At 62.4% G+C, this 14,237-nt stretch carries 16 protein-coding genes; 9 read left to right on the top strand and 7 right to left on the bottom strand.

The features are described from left to right. The 5 genes from IN820_RS22420 to IN820_RS08290 form a co-directional block, all read left to right on the top strand. On the top strand, positions 1-235 hold a 235-nt coding region (locus IN820_RS22420), incomplete at its 5' end, for a hypothetical protein (RefSeq protein ID WP_207793544.1). A gap of 270 nt (positions 236-505) precedes the next feature. After that, positions 506-1,846, top strand: coding sequence for a TRZ/ATZ family hydrolase (locus IN820_RS08275; protein WP_193680519.1), 1,341 nt, complete (start codon positions 506-508; stop codon positions 1,844-1,846). Between the two features lie 140 nt (positions 1,847-1,986). After that, positions 1,987-2,685 carry a bifunctional 2-polyprenyl-6-hydroxyphenol methylase/3-demethylubiquinol 3-O-methyltransferase UbiG gene (gene ubiG / locus IN820_RS08280; protein WP_193680520.1) on the top strand — a complete coding sequence of 233 codons (699 nt, stop codon included), beginning with the start codon at positions 1,987-1,989 and terminating at the stop codon, positions 2,683-2,685. Next, entirely contained in the window at positions 2,685-3,356 is a 672-nt protein-coding gene (gene mupP / locus IN820_RS08285) for an N-acetylmuramic acid 6-phosphate phosphatase MupP (protein ID WP_193680521.1), read from the top strand. Before ubiG ends, mupP begins: the two co-directional genes overlap by 1 nt. Positions 3,357-3,439: 83 nt before the next feature. Continuing rightward, positions 3,440-4,180 carry a YciK family oxidoreductase gene (locus IN820_RS08290; protein ID WP_193680591.1) on the top strand — a complete coding sequence of 247 codons (741 nt, stop codon included), beginning with the start codon at positions 3,440-3,442 and terminating at the stop codon, positions 4,178-4,180. A 60-nt stretch (positions 4,181-4,240) separates the two neighbouring features. Here the strand turns inward: IN820_RS08290 and rluB are convergent, their stop codons facing one another. From rluB to prmB, 5 genes are all read right to left on the bottom strand, one after another. Then, positions 4,241-5,374: a 23S rRNA pseudouridine(2605) synthase RluB gene (gene rluB / locus IN820_RS08295; RefSeq protein WP_193680522.1), complete on the bottom strand. Its 1,134-nt coding sequence runs from the start codon at positions 5,372-5,374 to the stop codon at positions 4,241-4,243. Between the two features lie 114 nt (positions 5,375-5,488). Next, complete coding sequence (locus tag IN820_RS08300) at positions 5,489-6,133, bottom strand: bifunctional 4-hydroxy-2-oxoglutarate aldolase/2-dehydro-3-deoxy-phosphogluconate aldolase (protein ID WP_193680523.1); 645 nt, start codon at positions 6,131-6,133, stop codon at positions 5,489-5,491. Between the two features lie 18 nt (positions 6,134-6,151). After that, the gene (pgl, locus tag IN820_RS08305; RefSeq protein WP_193680524.1) at positions 6,152-6,865 is read right to left on the bottom strand and encodes a 6-phosphogluconolactonase; all 714 of its coding nucleotides are present in this window, start codon (positions 6,863-6,865) and stop codon (positions 6,152-6,154) included. Beyond that, positions 6,852-8,321 (bottom strand): glucose-6-phosphate dehydrogenase, encoded by a 1,470-nt coding sequence (gene zwf, locus IN820_RS08310; protein WP_193680525.1) that lies wholly within the window; start codon positions 8,319-8,321, stop codon positions 6,852-6,854. The genes pgl and zwf overlap by 14 nt, the downstream gene beginning before the upstream one ends. Before the next feature lie 260 nt (positions 8,322-8,581). Then, positions 8,582-9,505, bottom strand: a complete 924-nt coding sequence (gene prmB, locus IN820_RS08315) for a 50S ribosomal protein L3 N(5)-glutamine methyltransferase (RefSeq protein ID WP_193680526.1) — start codon at positions 9,503-9,505, stop codon at positions 8,582-8,584. Between the two features lie 333 nt (positions 9,506-9,838). Between prmB and IN820_RS08320 the strand changes: the two genes are divergently transcribed. From IN820_RS08320 to folE, 4 genes are all read left to right on the top strand, one after another. Beyond that, positions 9,839-10,435 (top strand): cysteine hydrolase family protein, encoded by a 597-nt coding sequence (locus IN820_RS08320; RefSeq protein ID WP_193680527.1) that lies wholly within the window; start codon positions 9,839-9,841, stop codon positions 10,433-10,435. A 77-nt stretch (positions 10,436-10,512) separates the two neighbouring features. Continuing rightward, the gene (locus IN820_RS08325; RefSeq protein WP_193680528.1) at positions 10,513-10,830 is read left to right on the top strand and encodes a hypothetical protein; all 318 of its coding nucleotides are present in this window, start codon (positions 10,513-10,515) and stop codon (positions 10,828-10,830) included. A 63-nt stretch (positions 10,831-10,893) separates the two neighbouring features. Continuing rightward, positions 10,894-11,451 carry a Smr/MutS family protein gene (locus tag IN820_RS08330; RefSeq protein ID WP_193680529.1) on the top strand — a complete coding sequence of 186 codons (558 nt, stop codon included), beginning with the start codon at positions 10,894-10,896 and terminating at the stop codon, positions 11,449-11,451. 105 nt (positions 11,452-11,556) lie between these two features. Next, the gene (gene folE / locus IN820_RS08335; RefSeq protein WP_193680530.1) at positions 11,557-12,102 is read left to right on the top strand and encodes a GTP cyclohydrolase I FolE; all 546 of its coding nucleotides are present in this window, start codon (positions 11,557-11,559) and stop codon (positions 12,100-12,102) included. A gap of 108 nt (positions 12,103-12,210) precedes the next feature. Here folE and IN820_RS08340 read toward each other — a convergent pair whose 3' ends face one another. Together IN820_RS08340 and IN820_RS08345 are read right to left on the bottom strand one after the other, a co-directional pair. Next, positions 12,211-12,813, bottom strand: coding sequence for a glutathione S-transferase family protein (locus IN820_RS08340; protein WP_193680531.1), 603 nt, complete (start codon positions 12,811-12,813; stop codon positions 12,211-12,213). A 202-nt stretch (positions 12,814-13,015) separates the two neighbouring features. Next, a complete protein-coding gene (locus IN820_RS08345; RefSeq protein WP_193680532.1) occupies positions 13,016-14,182 on the bottom strand; it encodes an aminotransferase-like domain-containing protein in 1,167 nt (388 codons plus the stop codon). Between the last annotated feature and the right edge of the window lie 55 nt (positions 14,183-14,237).

Here is a 14,237-nt window from a genome sequence, read left to right on the forward strand (position 1 = left end):
TGTCAAGCTGTTTTTCGAAAATTTCTTTTCTACTCAACCGCTTGCCGCCTCGATCAATCTGCATCTCTCGTCAGCGGGAGGCGAATCATACAGCGTTCAAAACCGCTGTCAACCACCTCTTTCAACCGCTTTCGATCAATTCGACCGAAGCCGCCAGCAGCGCGAAACAACCACCCTGCCAGCGCGGCGCATTCTACTCGAATCCGCCACCGGTGCAACCCTTTTTTATCGCTAACCTTTTGATCTACAAGAGGTTTTGCTTTAGGACTGCGCCGGAAGTGGTGCGCATTATAGGGGCCTGAAACCAGCCGTCAACCGTTTATTTCGGTTTTATTGCATTACAACCAACGAACGGCGGCATGCCGAACAAAATGGCATCAGCGAGGTGTCCAAGGCATATAAGTAGCGGAGGCGAAAGCGTGGGGCGATGCCGCCCTTTCACCTTCCTTCAAACTGAACCTGTCAGCTATTACACTAGCGCCTCCTATCTATCCATGGCTTCCCCATGTCCCAGCACAGCCCCATACCGTTAGATCTACTTCTGTTCCCGACCTGGCTCGTTCCGGTAGAGCCAGCAGGGGTTGTGCTCAAAGGACATGGGCTGGGCATTCGTGATGGCCGTATTGCGCTCATCGCCCCCCGGGCCGAAGCACTCAAGCATCAGGCCAGCGAAATACGAGAGCTGCAAGGAATGTTGCTGGCGCCCGGCCTGGTCAATGCTCACGGCCACGCAGCGATGACGCTTTTCCGCGGCCTTGCCGATGACCTGCCTCTGCAGACCTGGCTTCAGGACCACATATGGCCTGCCGAATCTCGCTGGGTCGACGAAGAGTTCATTCGCAGCGGCAGCGAGCTGGCCATTGCCGAACAGCTGAAAAGCGGTATCACGTGCTTTTCGGATATGTACTTCTTTCCCAACGTGGTCAGCGAGCTCGTGCACAAGCATGGGGTCCGCGCGCAGATCGCCATTCCCGTGTTGGACTTTCCCATACCGGGCGCCCGGGATGCAGACGAAGCGCTGCGCAAGGGCGTCGCCCTGTTCGATGACCTGAAGCATCACCCCCGCCTCACCGTTGCCTTTGGACCTCATGCACCGTATTCGGTGGCCGATGACAAACTGGAAAGCATTCGCATTCTGGTCGCGGAAATGGATGCCGGCATCCACATGCACGTGCACGAAACCGCGCATGAGGTGCAGGAAGCGTTGCACAAGCACGGAGAGCGTCCGCTGGCCCGACTAGCGCGCCTGCAACTCCTCGGCCCCCGCTTCCAGGCCGTGCACATGACCCAGGTCGACGACGAGGATCTCGCGCTGCTCACTGAGCACAACTGCAGTGTCATTCATTGCCCGGAATCCAATCTCAAGCTCGCCAGCGGCTTCTGTCCCGTCGAACGGCTTTGGGAGGCTGGAATAAACGTGGCCATTGGCACCGATGGCGCCGCGAGCAACAACGATCTGGATCTTCTGGGCGAAACCCGTACCGCCGCATTGCTGGCCAAAGCGGTTGCCGGATCGGCCACCGCGCTCGACGCTCACCGCGCACTGCGCATGGCCACGCTCAACGGAGCCCGTGCACTGGGGCTGGATGACCACACCGGCTCGCTGGAGCTGGGCAAGTTCGCCGATCTCGTCGCGTTCGATCTCTCCGGCCTGGCGCAGCAACCGATATACGATCCCGTCTCCCAACTGATCTATTCGAGCGCAAGGGATTGTGTCCGCCATGTCTGGGTCGGAGGCAAGCAACTGCTGGATGATCGGCGCCTGACCCGAATGGACGAGGAGCGCCTGATTGCGAACGCCCACCAATGGGGCGAAAGAATAGCGAATACCGACAAGTCGCGATGAGCCGAGGGTATTGGCAACTGCCGCGACAAACTGACATACGAACGAAGGGTACCTGTGATGCCCTTCGTCTGGCGGAAGCTGGCAACATGAACGATTGCGGCTCAAGCTTCTCCTTCAAAGCTTTTCAAACGGAACGGACCATGAGCAACGTCGACCACGCCGAAATCGCTAAATTCGAAGCCCTTGCGCACCGCTGGTGGGATCGCGAAAGTGAGTTCAAACCGCTACACGAGATCAATCCACTGCGGGTGAACTGGATAGACGAACACGTCTCTCTCGCCGGCAAGAAAGTCATCGACATCGGCTGCGGCGGCGGCATCCTCAGCGAAGCGATGGCCCACCGCGGCGCCCGGGTAACCGGCATCGACATGGGCGAGGCCCCCCTTTCCGTAGCCCGCCTGCATCTGCTCGAGTCCGGGCTGGAAATCGATTATCGGCAGATCACCGCCGAAGCGATGGCCGAAGAATGCCCCGGGCAGTTCGATGTCGTTACCTGTCTGGAGATGCTCGAACATGTCCCGGACCCGGCATCGGTCATTCGCGCCTGCCATGCACTGGTCAAACCCGGTGGCCAGGTCTTCTTCTCGACGATCAACCGCAACCCGAAGGCCTACGCATTCGCCATCATCGGGGCCGAGTACCTGTTGCAGCTGCTGCCACGCGGGACCCATGACTTCAAGAAATTCATCCGGCCTTCCGAACTGGGCGCCTGGAGCCGTGACACGGGCCTGGCGGTCAAAGACATCACCGGCATCACCTACAACCCGCTGACCAAGCAGTACAAGCTGTCCACGGACGTGGACGTCAACTATATGGTCCAGACCCTCAAGGAGGCTTGATGCGCCTGCGCGCTGTTCTGTTCGACATGGACGGTACGCTGCTCGATACCGCCCCCGACTTCATCGCCGTCGCCCAGGCGATGCGCCTTGCCCGGGGCCTCCCTTGCGTACCGGACCAACAGATTCGTGACGTAGTCTCGGGCGGAGCCAGGGCCATGGTGCTCGGCGCCTTCGACGTCGACCCGTTTTCGGATGAGTTCGAAGCGCTGCGGCTGGAGTTCCTGGAGCGCTACCAGGAGCACTGCGCCATATACAGTCACCTTTACGACGGCATGGCGGAGCTGATCGAGGACATCGAACAGGCGAACCTGCGCTGGGGCGTGGTGACCAACAAGCCCCTGCGCTTCGCCGAGCCGATCATGCACCGGCTCGGCCTGGCTTCACGCTCTGCCGTACTGGTCTGCCCCGACCACGTCAGCAAGAGCAAGCCCGATCCCGAGCCCATGCTGCTGGCGTGCCGCCAGCTCGACCTCGATCCGCGGACGGTACTCTTCGTGGGCGACGATCTAAGGGACATCGAATCCGGCCGCGCCGCGGGGAGCCGCACGGCTGCCGTACGCTATGGCTACATACACCCCGACGACAATCCCGACCACTGGGGCGCGGACGTGGTGGTGGACCATCCACTGGAGCTGCGCAAGGTTCTGGACCGCGCGCTGTGCAGTTGCTGATCGAGGGTATTCGCAAGCCACGCTCGTCGTCCGACATCACGCTCCCGAGCGCCCATTCTTCATATAGTTCCAAGAGGCACATGATGTTCGAGTATTCCGCCCGCCCCGACCTGCTCGAGGGCCGCGTCATTCTGGTTACCGGAGCCGGTCGCGGCATTGGCGAGGCCGCGGCGAAAGCCTATGCCGCGCATGGCGCCACGGTGCTTCTGCTGGGCAAGAACGAAGAGAACCTGAACCGCGTCTATGACGACATCGAGGCGGCAGGCCATCCGCGTCCCGCCGTCATCCCGTTCAACCTGGAAACCGCACTGCCGCACCAGTACGACGAACTGGCCGCCATGGTCGAACGCGAGTTCGGGCATCTCGACGGCCTCCTGCACAACGCGGCCATCGTCGGGCCTCGCACGCCGCTGGAGCAGTTGTCCGGAGACAATTTCATGCGCGTCATGCAGGTGAACGTGAACGCGATGTTCATGCTGACCAGCACGCTGCTGCCGCTGCTCAAGCTCTCCAGGGGCGCGTCGGTGGTCTTCACGTCCAGCAGCGTCGGCCGCAAGGGACGCGCCTACTGGGGCGCCTATGCGGTCTCGAAGTTCGCCACCGAGGGTCTGATGCAGGTGCTCGCGGACGAGGTGGACGACACCGCCCCGGTCCGTGCCAACAGCATCAATCCGGGCGCCACGCGTACCGACATGCGCGCCAAGGCCTATCCGGGAGAAAATCCCGCGGCCAATCCGCTGCCGGCGGAAATCATGCCGGTCTATCTCTATCTGATGGGGCCGGACAGCGCGGGCGTCAACGGGCAAGCCCTGAACGCGCAATAAAGCCATACCCGCTACCGGCGCTGAGGCAGGACGCCTCGGCACCGGTAGCGCGAAGGCTCGTCAGGGGCGCCTGGTACGCCCACCACGGCGCTGGCCATCATCGGCCGGCGCACCCCGCTTCCTGGCAGGACCCGGCCGGGGATGGCCGGACTCCTCATTGCGTTTGCCGCCCTTGCGAGCCGAATCGCCCGGACGCTCGGCGACCGGCGTTCCCCTGCCCTTGTCGCCATGCGCTTTGCGTCCCGGTTCACCGCCGCGTAGGCCGCGCGATTTTTCCGCAGTGCCGGGCGTATCGGCTTCGTTCGCCGAGCGCAGAACCCGTGGGCGCCGCTCACCGCGACCGAGGGGCTTTGCCACCTTGCGCTGCATGCGATCGATCTTCTCTTTGGCCTTGGCCTTCATGCCCGGCAGGGCCACCGGCTTGAGGCCGACCTCTTCGCTGAGAATATCCACCTCCGCCTGCGACATCTCGCGCCAGCGCCCCATAGGCAGGTCGGACGTCATGAACACCGGGCCGAAACGGACCCGCTTCAGGCGGCTGACCACCAATCCCTGGGACTCCCACAGGCGACGGACCTCGCGATTGCGGCCCTCCATCACCACACAGTGGTACCAGTGGTTGAATCCCTCGCCGCCTGGCGCTTCCTGGATGTCGGTGAAGCGTGCCGGACCGTCTTCGAGCATCACGCCGGTCTTCAGGCGCTCAATCATCTCGTCGTCGACTTCGCCGCGGACACGTACCGCATATTCGCGGTCCATTTCGTAGGACGGGTGCATCAGGCGGTTGGCCAGTTCACCATCGGTGGTGAACAGCAGCAAGCCGGTGGTATTGATGTCGAGGCGACCGATGTTGATCCAACGGCCCTCCTTGGGGCGTGGCAGGCGATCGAATACCGTCGGACGACCCTCGGGGTCGTTGCGGGTACAGATCTCGCCATCGGGCTTGTTGTAGATCAGTACACGGCGAACCACTTCGCTGGCTTCTTCACGCTTGAGCAGCCGGCCATCGACGGCGATCGCATCATGCGAGTCGACACGCTGGCCAAGGCTCGCAACGGCTCCGTTGACCTTCACGCGGCCTTCGACGATCCATTTCTCGATGTCGCGGCGCGAAGCCATGCCCAGGCGGGCAAGCACCTTTTGCAGCTTTTCGCCGTGGGCAACCTGTGCGGTTGTATTTTCGTGCTCGGTCATCTGGGCACCTCCCGGTGTGGCATTCCGATTGAAAGGGCGCGAATCATACGCGTATCGCTGGCGCTACGCACCAGGAATGGCGCAGCGGTCGGGCAGATCGCACAGCGAATACATCTAGCCCAGCGCGGCAAGCGCCTCGGCGGTGCTCTGCTGGATTCGAGCCCAGTCACCGCCCTTCAGGCTTGCCGCATCGATCATCCAGGTGCCGCCGACACACATCACGTTCGGCAATGCCAGGTATTGGCCCGCATTAACGGCATTGATCCCGCCGGTAGGACAGAAACGAACGTCCACGAAAGGCCCGCCCAGGGCCTTCAGGGCGGCGATACCGCCACAGACCTCCGCGGGAAACAGTTTGAAGCGGCGGTATCCCAGTGCGTAGCCCTCCATGACGTCCGAAGCCCCACCGGTACCGGGCAACAACGGCACGGAACAACTCACGCCGGCCTCGAGGATCTCGCGCGTGGAGCCCGGTGTCACGATGAACTGCGCGCCCGCGGCTTCCACCTCGTCCATCATGCGCCGGTCCAGCACGGTGCCGGCCCCGATGCACAAGCCGGGGCGCTCTTCGCGCAAGCGGCGGATGGCGGTGAGGCCATGGGCCGAGCGCAGGGTGATTTCCAGCGTATCGAGGCCGCCTGCGGCAAGCGCGTCGGCCAGCGGCAGAATCTGCTCCTCGCTGCCAATCGTGATCACCGGCAGAATCCGGGCACGCACGCAAATACTCTCGATCAGGGCGTTTTTCTGGTCCATGGTCATGAAAAGAATCCTCGGGCCTCATGGGCACCAGTAAATCTCCAGCGGAGAATGCAGGAACGCACGAATCGGCATCTGCAGGGCATCGACATTCAATGCCTCACGCAGGGTTGCGAGCTTGCCGGTGCCCTGGATGGCCAGGCACTGCATCCGGGCGCAAGCCAATAAAGGATGGGTCATCGTCAGGCGGCATTGCGGCGCGGCCGGCGCCTGCATGGGCAGACAGCGTTCCGGGCAATCGTGCCGCAACGCATGCGCCAGATTCGCATTGCCGGGAAAAAGCGAGGCCGTGTGCCCGTCGTCCCCCATGCCCAGTACGAGTACGTCGATGGGCTGCTTGAACTCCATCAGCGCCTGGTCGGCGAGCCTCGCCGCTTGCTCAAGCGAATCCGCAGGCTGATAGAGCCCGATCAGACGCGCCTCGGCAGCGGCGTTGCGCAGCAGATGGCAGCGGACCAAGCCCTCGTTGCTGTCCGGGTCGGTCGGCGGCACCCAGCGCTCATCGGCGAGGCTGACCTGCACCCTGGACCATTCGAGTTCACGTTGCGAAAGCGCCTCGAAGAATGCAACCGGGCTGCGTCCGCCGGACACGACGAGGCTGGCCTCGCCATGGGTCTGTACGGCGTAAGCCAGCGCCCTGGCCACCCCGTCGGCCAGCAGCTGCGCCTGTCGCTGCGCATCGGCCGAGCTGTGCGCGATGACGCCGGTGGGCAGATCGAGTTCAGAGATCGCCATACCAGGACCTCCCGTCACGCGTGATAAGGGCAATCGAAGCGACCGGTCCCCAGGAGCCGGCCGGGTAGAGTTTGAGTTCCGCGCCGAGACGGGTCCAGCCCTCGATCAATTGATCGCACCACTGCCAGGCGTACTCGATCTCGTCCCTGCGCACGAACAGGTTCTGGTTGCCCTGCATGACTTCCAGCAGCAGGCGCTCGTAGGCATCCGGGATGCGGACGCTCTTGTAGGTCTCGGAGAAGTTCAACTGCAAGGGACCGCTTCGAAGATGCATTCCCTTGTCCAGGCCCTGCTCCTTGGTCATCACCTGCAGGGAGATCCCTTCGTCCGGCTGCAGCCGGATGATTAGCCGGTTGCTGATCAGCGCCCTCTGCTCCGGGGCGAAGATATAGAACGGCGGCTCCTTGAAGTGAATGACGATCTGCGACAGTTTCTGCGCCATGCGCTTGCCGGTGCGCAGGTAGAATGGAACACCCGACCAGCGCCAGTTGCAGATATCGGCCCGTAGCGCCACGAAGGTTTCGGTACTGCTCTCGGTATTGGAGTTCTCTTCCTCCAGGTAGCCGGGCACTGCCTTGCCAGCGACGCTCCCCGCGGCGTACTGGCCGCGAACCACTCGCTGATGGATGCCTTCGAGCGTGATGGGCGCCAGGGCCTTGAGCACCTTGACCTTTTCATCGCGAATGCTGTCCGCCGCGAGGTTGCTCGGCGGGTCCATGGCAATCAGGCAAAGCAACTGCAGCAAATGATTCTGGACCATGTCGCGTAGCTGGCCAGCCTGGTCGAAATATCCCCAGCGGCCTTCGATGCCCACCGTTTCGGCAACCGTGATCTCGACATGCGAGATGTGATGCTGGTCCCACTGCGTCTCGAACAGGCTGTTGGCGAAGCGCAGCGCGATGAGGTTCTGCACGGTCTCCTTGCCCAGATAATGATCGATGCGGTAGATGCGACTTTCCGGAAAATATTGCGCTACGGCATCGTTGATCACCCGGGACGATTCCAGGTCATGCCCGATCGGCTTTTCCAGTACCACTCGCGACTGCTCGGCCAGTCCGGCAGCGGCGAGGAATCGGCAGATGTCGCCATAGACGGAAGCCGGCGTGGCGAAATAGGCGATCAATGGCAGCGTCGCCGGGACACGCTCGGCGAGCGCGGCGTAATCCTCGCCTCGACGAAAGTCCATTGCCAGGTATTCGAGCCGGGCACCGAAGCGCTGGAGCGTCTGCTCGTCCAGTTCGCTCGCCGGAACACGATTGCGCAACGCCTGTTCGATACGCGCCTTGTGGCCCGCCGGCTCCCCCGCTTCGCGGGATAACGCCAATATGCGGGTATCGGCGTGCAGCAGGCCGGCGCGATCCAGTTGGTACAACGCGGGCAACAGCTTGCGCAGTGCCAAGTCGCCCAGGGCGCCGAACAGCGAGAAGGTGATGGGCTCTACGGTGATGCCTGGCATAGTCTTTCCGCTTGAAATACAAAAGTCTCAGGGAGCCAGAAATACAGCTTGAGCACGACGATGGCCAGCCGACAGTTCTACCTCCATGAGCGCAGCACCGCCACCGACCTTTCGGGAAGGTAGGGGCGCTACACCAACAGACATGAAATGTCGGCAAATGCTCATGAAACCACGAAAAAATCCGCAAGGCCACGCGAGTCCCGGCGCTGGCGAGCACAGGCGCCTGCCGAATCGGGCAGCCAATGCCCGAAGAACGGCCCTCAGGCAGGCATCATTCGCGAGCGAAACAGCGCCTGATACTCCTGGCACTGCCGGGCCGCGAGCAGGAACACGCCGTGTCCACCGCGGGCGAACTCCAGCCAGGTGAAGTCCACTTCAGGATACAGCGCCTGGACATGGGTCTGGCTGTTACCCACTTCGACGATCAGCACGCCGTCATCCGTGAGATGGTCCGCGGCTTCGGCGAGCATGCGCCGCACCAGGTTCAGCCCATCGTTGCCACAGGCCAGGCCCAATGCAGGCTCGTGATGGTATTCCTCGGGCATGTCGGCAAAATCCTCGGCATCGACATACGGCGGGTTGGAAACGATCAGGTCGAAACGCTGGTTCGGCAGGCCATGGAAGCCGTCGCTCTGCACGGTATAGACACGCTCATCCAGGCCATGCTGTTCGATATTGCGATTCGCCACCTCGAGCGCTTCGAACGACAGGTCTGCCAGCGCCACCTCGGCTTCGAGGAATTCATAGGCGCAGGCGATGCCGATGCAACCCGAGCCGGTGCAAAGATCGAGAATCCGCGCCGGCGGCTTGGCCAGCCAGGGCGCGAACCGCTGTTCTATGAGTTCGCCTATCGGCGAACGTGGAATGAGCACCCGCTCGTCGACGATGAAGGGCAGACCACAGAACCAGGCCTGCCCGAGCAGATAGGCCGTCGGCACGCGCTCCTCTATGCGCCGCCGTAACAATGCCTGCAGGTGCTCGCACTCGTCCAGCTCGAGACGGCAATCCAGATAGCTGTCGGACATTTCCCAAGGCAGATGCAAAGCACCGAGCACAAGCTGGCGGGCGTCGTCCCAGGCGTTGTCGGTGCCATGCCCGAAGTAGAGTTGCTCCGCCTGGAATCGGCTGACAGCCCAGCGAATATAGTCACGCAGGGTACGCAAGCGGGAGAGCGAAGCGGTCACGGGAGCATCTCCTATGAAAAAGGGCGCGCGAGTGTAGCAGCCATACGGAAAAACCAGCTACGCCAGGAGCAAACGTAGGCCACCACAGGCGGCGCGTGCCACGAACAAGCCCGGCGCCATCTGTAAATGACCCATTTGATTCAAGCGTCGACGGGCTGGGCACAGTACTCTTGCGGCCCGGCATAGAACCTGCCGCCATGCCGACCATCCAAGCGGTTACGGCTATCGGGGCCAGCAGCCAGGGATTCAACCGGCGAATCATTGGGGCTGAACGGTTCACATCGTCGCGTTCTGGCGCCACAATCAGCCCCCTCACAGTACAAGGAGTCGATAATGACCAAGCCACAGACCATGCTTCAGCTCAGTGGCCGTAGCTATAACCCGGCAACGCTGGCGAACGCCACCCTGCTGGTCATCGACGTGCAGGAAGAATACCGCAGCGGTGTCCTTGCCCTGCCTGCCCTGGACCGGGCGTTGCCGGAAATCACTCGGCTGCTGACTGCCGCGCGCGAAGCCGGCGCACCGATCGTACACGTGCATCACCTGGGCATCAGTGGCGGCCTGTTCGACCCGCAGGGCTTTCGCGGCCAGATCATGCCGGAAGCGGCGCCGCAACCCGGTGAAACCGTGGTCGCCAAACGGCTGCCGAACGCCTTTTCCGGCACCGAACTTCACGAGCTGCTACAAAAGATCGGTCGCCTGGACCTGATCGTCTGTGGATTCATGACCCATTCGAGCGTCAGCACCACCGTACGGGCCGCCAAGGACTACGGCTATCGTTGCACGCTGGTCGACAGCGCCTGCGCGACCCGCAACCTGCCCATGGACGATGGCAGCATCGACGCCGAACAGGTGCATCGGATGGAGATGACCATACTGGCCGACAATTTCGCCGTCTGCGTACCCGACGTCGCGGCGCTGACCCGCTGATGCTCCGCTCCCGCGCCATCGCGTGAACCTGGCGGAGCGCTCCCGGTCATAGCCCAATTCATATAGAGGTAACCGGAATGAAGCAATCCGACGGTTTCGATGCTCGCCGTCTGCGTCCCCGCGGGCGTGGAGGCTGGCCCTTGCGGCTCGGCGCAGCCCTGGGTGCCCTGCTTGCGATATCCGGTACTCTACTGACCCTGGCGGGGCTGGCTTCGCTGCTCGGTCGTGGCGAAGCGCTTGGCGCCCTGGGAACGAGCGACTCCGCCATCATCGCATTGGTACTGGGGCTGATCGTGTTGCTGGTTGGCGTGACCATCTGGCGGAGCTGCCGGCGCCGATTGCGCCAACCGAACGAGCTGAGCATGGCGCGACACCTGCTGAAGAAACGCGACTGAGCCAGGAGACTATCCGCCCTGGCAGCCCGACTGGGGTAAACTGGCGTCCTGTCCGGAGGCCCCATGCAAGACGACGATTTCTCCCTTTTTCAATCAGCCGTGCGCGGCGTCAAGCCGATCAAGCACGATCGCGCCGAAACCGGCAAACCACCCAGCAATCGTGAGCAGATCGCCAACCGGCGCACCAATGCCACCATCAGCAACGAGCAGACCCGCGTCGACGGGCTTTCCGACCAGTTCGTCATCGATGTGGGCGCCGAAGACGAACTCTACTGGGCACGCGACGGCGTGCAGGATAGCCAGATACGCAAGCTCAAGGCCGGGCAGATCCCCTTCGAAGGCAGCCTCGACCTGCATGGTCTGAGCGTGGAAAAGGCCCGTGAACAGCTGTGGGACTTCATCGCCGAAGCGACCAGGCTCGAGATCCGCTGCGTTCGCGTCACCCATGGCAAGGCGGCGCGACTGGATGGCAAGCGCCCGCTGATCAAGAGCCACGTCAATACCTGGTTGCGGCAGCATCCACAGGTGCTGGGGTTCACCTCCTGCCTGCCCCGCCACGGCGGCACCGGAGCGCTGTATGTGATGCTCAAGCGCACCATGCTGGAAGGCCGCGACGAATGACCGAACCCTGCGCGCCGGCCTCGGCATGGCGCTCCGCACTTGCCAGCGGAGCGGCCGCCACCTACCCTTCGCGTTCGCGCCCCATGAAGCCTGACAGGTAGTTCAATGTCCCTGGAACAACACTACACCGAGATCCTTGGCCAACTCGGCGAGGACGTCACCCGCGAGGGTCTGCTCGACACGCCAAAACGCGCCGCCAAAGCCATGCAGTACCTGTGCAAGGGTTACCAGCAGACGCTCGAGGAAGTCACCAACGGCGCATTGTTCAGCTCCGACAACAGCGAGATGGTGCTGGTCAAGAACATCGAGCTGTATTCGCTGTGCGAGCACCATATGCTGCCCTTCATCGGCAAGGCCCATGTGGCCTACCTGCCCAATGGCAAGGTGCTCGGGCTGTCGAAGGTCGCCCGGATCGTCGACATGTATGCGCGCCGCCTGCAGATCCAGGAGAACCTGACCCGCGAAATCGCCGACGCGATACAGCAGGTTACCGGGGCGTCCGGAGTTGCCGTGGTCATCGAAGCCCAGCACATGTGCATGATGATGCGCGGCGTCGAGAAGCAGAACTCGTCGATGGTCACCTCGGTGATGCTTGGCCAGTTCCGCGAGAATGCGGCGACCCGCAGCGAATTTCTCGGATTGGTCAAATAGGCTGGAGGCTGGAGGCTGGAGGAAGAATCGAGCAGATTCTCAGGCGTTCAAGGATTGCCCCCTGCCGCCCGTCCAGCCTCAAGCCTCCGGCCGCCTTTGCCGTCCGTTTTAATCGAACATGCCCACGTGCCGCGGGTGACTGGCGACACGCTGCAACCATGCGCGAATCGCCGGATAGTCGTCGAGCTGGAAGCCACCCTCCTCGGCAACATGGGTGTAGGCGTACAGCGCAACGTCGGCAATCGAGTAATGCTCGCCCACCAGGTAAGGCGTTCGCAGCAACTGCTGCTCCATCACGTTCAGCGCGTGGTAGCCATCTAGCTGCTTGGCCTCGTATTCCTCGCGACGTTCCTCGGGCATGCCAAGGTAGACCTTGATATAGCGCGCCACGGCGATGTAGGGCTCATGGCTGTACTGCTCGAAGAACTGCCACTGCAGCACCTGGGTACGCAGCCGCGGGTCGCTGGGCAGAAACTCGCTGCCTTCGGCGAGATAGTTCAGGATCGCATTGGACTCCCACAGGCAGGAGCCGTCCTCGAGCTCCAGCACCGGGATCTTGCCGTTCGGATTCTTCTTCAGGAACTCCTCCGAACGTGTCTCGCCACGCAGGATGTTTACCGGAATCCATTCGTACGGTTTGTCGAGCAGGTGCAGCAACAGCTTGATCTTGTAGCAATTACCCGACCGGTAATCACCATAGACTTTCAACATGACCCCCTCCGATTCGCCCGCCCCACGCGGGCAGCTGTGAAGCCAATGGCCTGTGCGGTTAGTTGGTTAACTCAAATTCGGATGATCAGGATTCCAAGACAAGGCGCTGCGACGAGTCATAGCGGGCTATGGCAAGGAGCAGTAACGCCGTATCGGAGCCCTGAGCGCCGAAATTGACCAACTAAACTGACCAAACAGGCCATTAGGCCGCCTCCAACTCAATGGCCTGGCGAACGACGCCGGCCAGTCTGCGCAACCCCTCGCCCAATCGTTCGGGCGCGACGTGACTGAAGTTCAGCCGCAGATAGCCTGGATTGGCGTCCGGATCGACGAAAAACGGCTCGCCCGGCATGAACACGACATCCTGCGCCAACGCCTGCTTGAGCAGCGTCCGCGTATCCAGCGGCTGTTTGAGCGTCAGCCAGAAGAACAGTCCGCCTTGCGGCGTTTCCCAGCTCGCCAGATCGCCGAAATGTTCCATCAGCGCGGCCTGCATGGCATCGCGGCGAATGCGGTAGAAATCGCGCAGCTGCGTCAGGTGCGCCTGATACTCGGGGCTGCCCAGCCACTGCAGCGCCTGCCATTGGCCTATGCGGTTGGTATGCAAATCGGCTGACTGCTTCAGCCGCAGCAGATAGGGGTACAGATCCGGCGAGGCGATCAGATAGCCCACGCGCAGGCCGGGCAACAGGGTCTTGGAAACCGTACCGGTATAGATCCAGCTGGCCCGCTTCAGCCGCGTCACGATCGGTGTCGCACTGCCCTGATCGAATACCAGGTCGCGATATGGCTCATCCTCCAGCAGCGTCACGCCGAACTCGTCCAGCAGGGCGGCCACGGCGTCGCGCTTGGCTTCGCTGTAGCGCACCGCCGAAGGGTTCTGGAAGGTCGGGATCAGATAGGCGAAAGCCGGTTTTCGCCGTTCCAGCGTTTCGCGCAGCGCATGCAGCTGCGGGCCGTCCGTCTCCTGCGCAACCGCCAGGCATTCGGCGCCGAACAGCTGAAACGCCTGCAGAGCGGCCAGGTAGGTCGGCGCCTCGACCAGGACCTCGGTCCCCGGATCGATGAACAGCTTCGACACCAGATCCAGCGTCTGTTGCGACCCGCTGACGATCAGCACCTGGCTCGCCTCGCAGGCGATGCCCAGTGCACGGGCATCGGCCGCAATGGCTTCGCGCAGGGCGGGCTCGCCTTCGCTCATGCCGTACTGCCCCATGCTCGCGGGCAGATCGGCCCAGTCGACCCGGGGCAGCATCGGCTCGGCCGGCAGGCCGCCGGCGAAGGACATCACCTCCGGGCGCTGCGCCGCCGCGAGGATTTCACGAATGAGTGAGCTTTTAAGACGACTGATGCGTTCGGAGAAGGCCATTTCCATACCAGATGCGAGGTGGCGCAAAATAAGTCAAAATTCTTGACCGAAATTA

The sequence above is a fragment of the Pseudomonas lopnurensis genome, from assembly GCF_015070855.1.
GTDB classification, from domain to species: domain Bacteria; phylum Pseudomonadota; class Gammaproteobacteria; order Pseudomonadales; family Pseudomonadaceae; genus Stutzerimonas; species Stutzerimonas lopnurensis.

Excerpts from the sequence above, each read along its gene's own strand:
- IN820_RS08325 (WP_193680528.1), top strand. The coding sequence starts at position 10,513 with ATGAAGCAATCCGACGGTTTCGATGCTCGCCGTCTGCGTCCCCGCGGG.
- IN820_RS08300 (WP_193680523.1), bottom strand. The coding sequence starts at position 6,133 with ATGACCATGGACCAGAAAAACGCCCTGATCGAGAGTATTTGCGTGCGT.
- mupP (WP_193680521.1), top strand. The coding sequence starts at position 2,685 with ATGCGCCTGCGCGCTGTTCTGTTCGACATGGACGGTACGCTGCTCGAT.
- ubiG (WP_193680520.1), top strand. The coding sequence starts at position 1,987 with ATGAGCAACGTCGACCACGCCGAAATCGCTAAATTCGAAGCCCTTGCG.
- folE (WP_193680530.1), top strand. The coding sequence starts at position 11,557 with ATGTCCCTGGAACAACACTACACCGAGATCCTTGGCCAACTCGGCGAG.
- IN820_RS08290 (WP_193680591.1), top strand. The coding sequence starts at position 3,440 with ATGTTCGAGTATTCCGCCCGCCCCGACCTGCTCGAGGGCCGCGTCATT.
- pgl (WP_193680524.1), bottom strand. The coding sequence starts at position 6,865 with ATGGCGATCTCTGAACTCGATCTGCCCACCGGCGTCATCGCGCACAGC.
- IN820_RS08275 (WP_193680519.1), top strand. The coding sequence starts at position 506 with ATGTCCCAGCACAGCCCCATACCGTTAGATCTACTTCTGTTCCCGACC.
- rluB (WP_193680522.1), bottom strand. The coding sequence starts at position 5,374 with ATGACCGAGCACGAAAATACAACCGCACAGGTTGCCCACGGCGAAAAG.
- IN820_RS08340 (WP_193680531.1), bottom strand. The coding sequence starts at position 12,813 with ATGTTGAAAGTCTATGGTGATTACCGGTCGGGTAATTGCTACAAGATC.
- IN820_RS08345 (WP_193680532.1), bottom strand. The coding sequence starts at position 14,182 with ATGGCCTTCTCCGAACGCATCAGTCGTCTTAAAAGCTCACTCATTCGT.
- IN820_RS08320 (WP_193680527.1), top strand. The coding sequence starts at position 9,839 with ATGACCAAGCCACAGACCATGCTTCAGCTCAGTGGCCGTAGCTATAAC.
- IN820_RS08330 (WP_193680529.1), top strand. The coding sequence starts at position 10,894 with ATGCAAGACGACGATTTCTCCCTTTTTCAATCAGCCGTGCGCGGCGTC.
- zwf (WP_193680525.1), bottom strand. The coding sequence starts at position 8,321 with ATGCCAGGCATCACCGTAGAGCCCATCACCTTCTCGCTGTTCGGCGCC.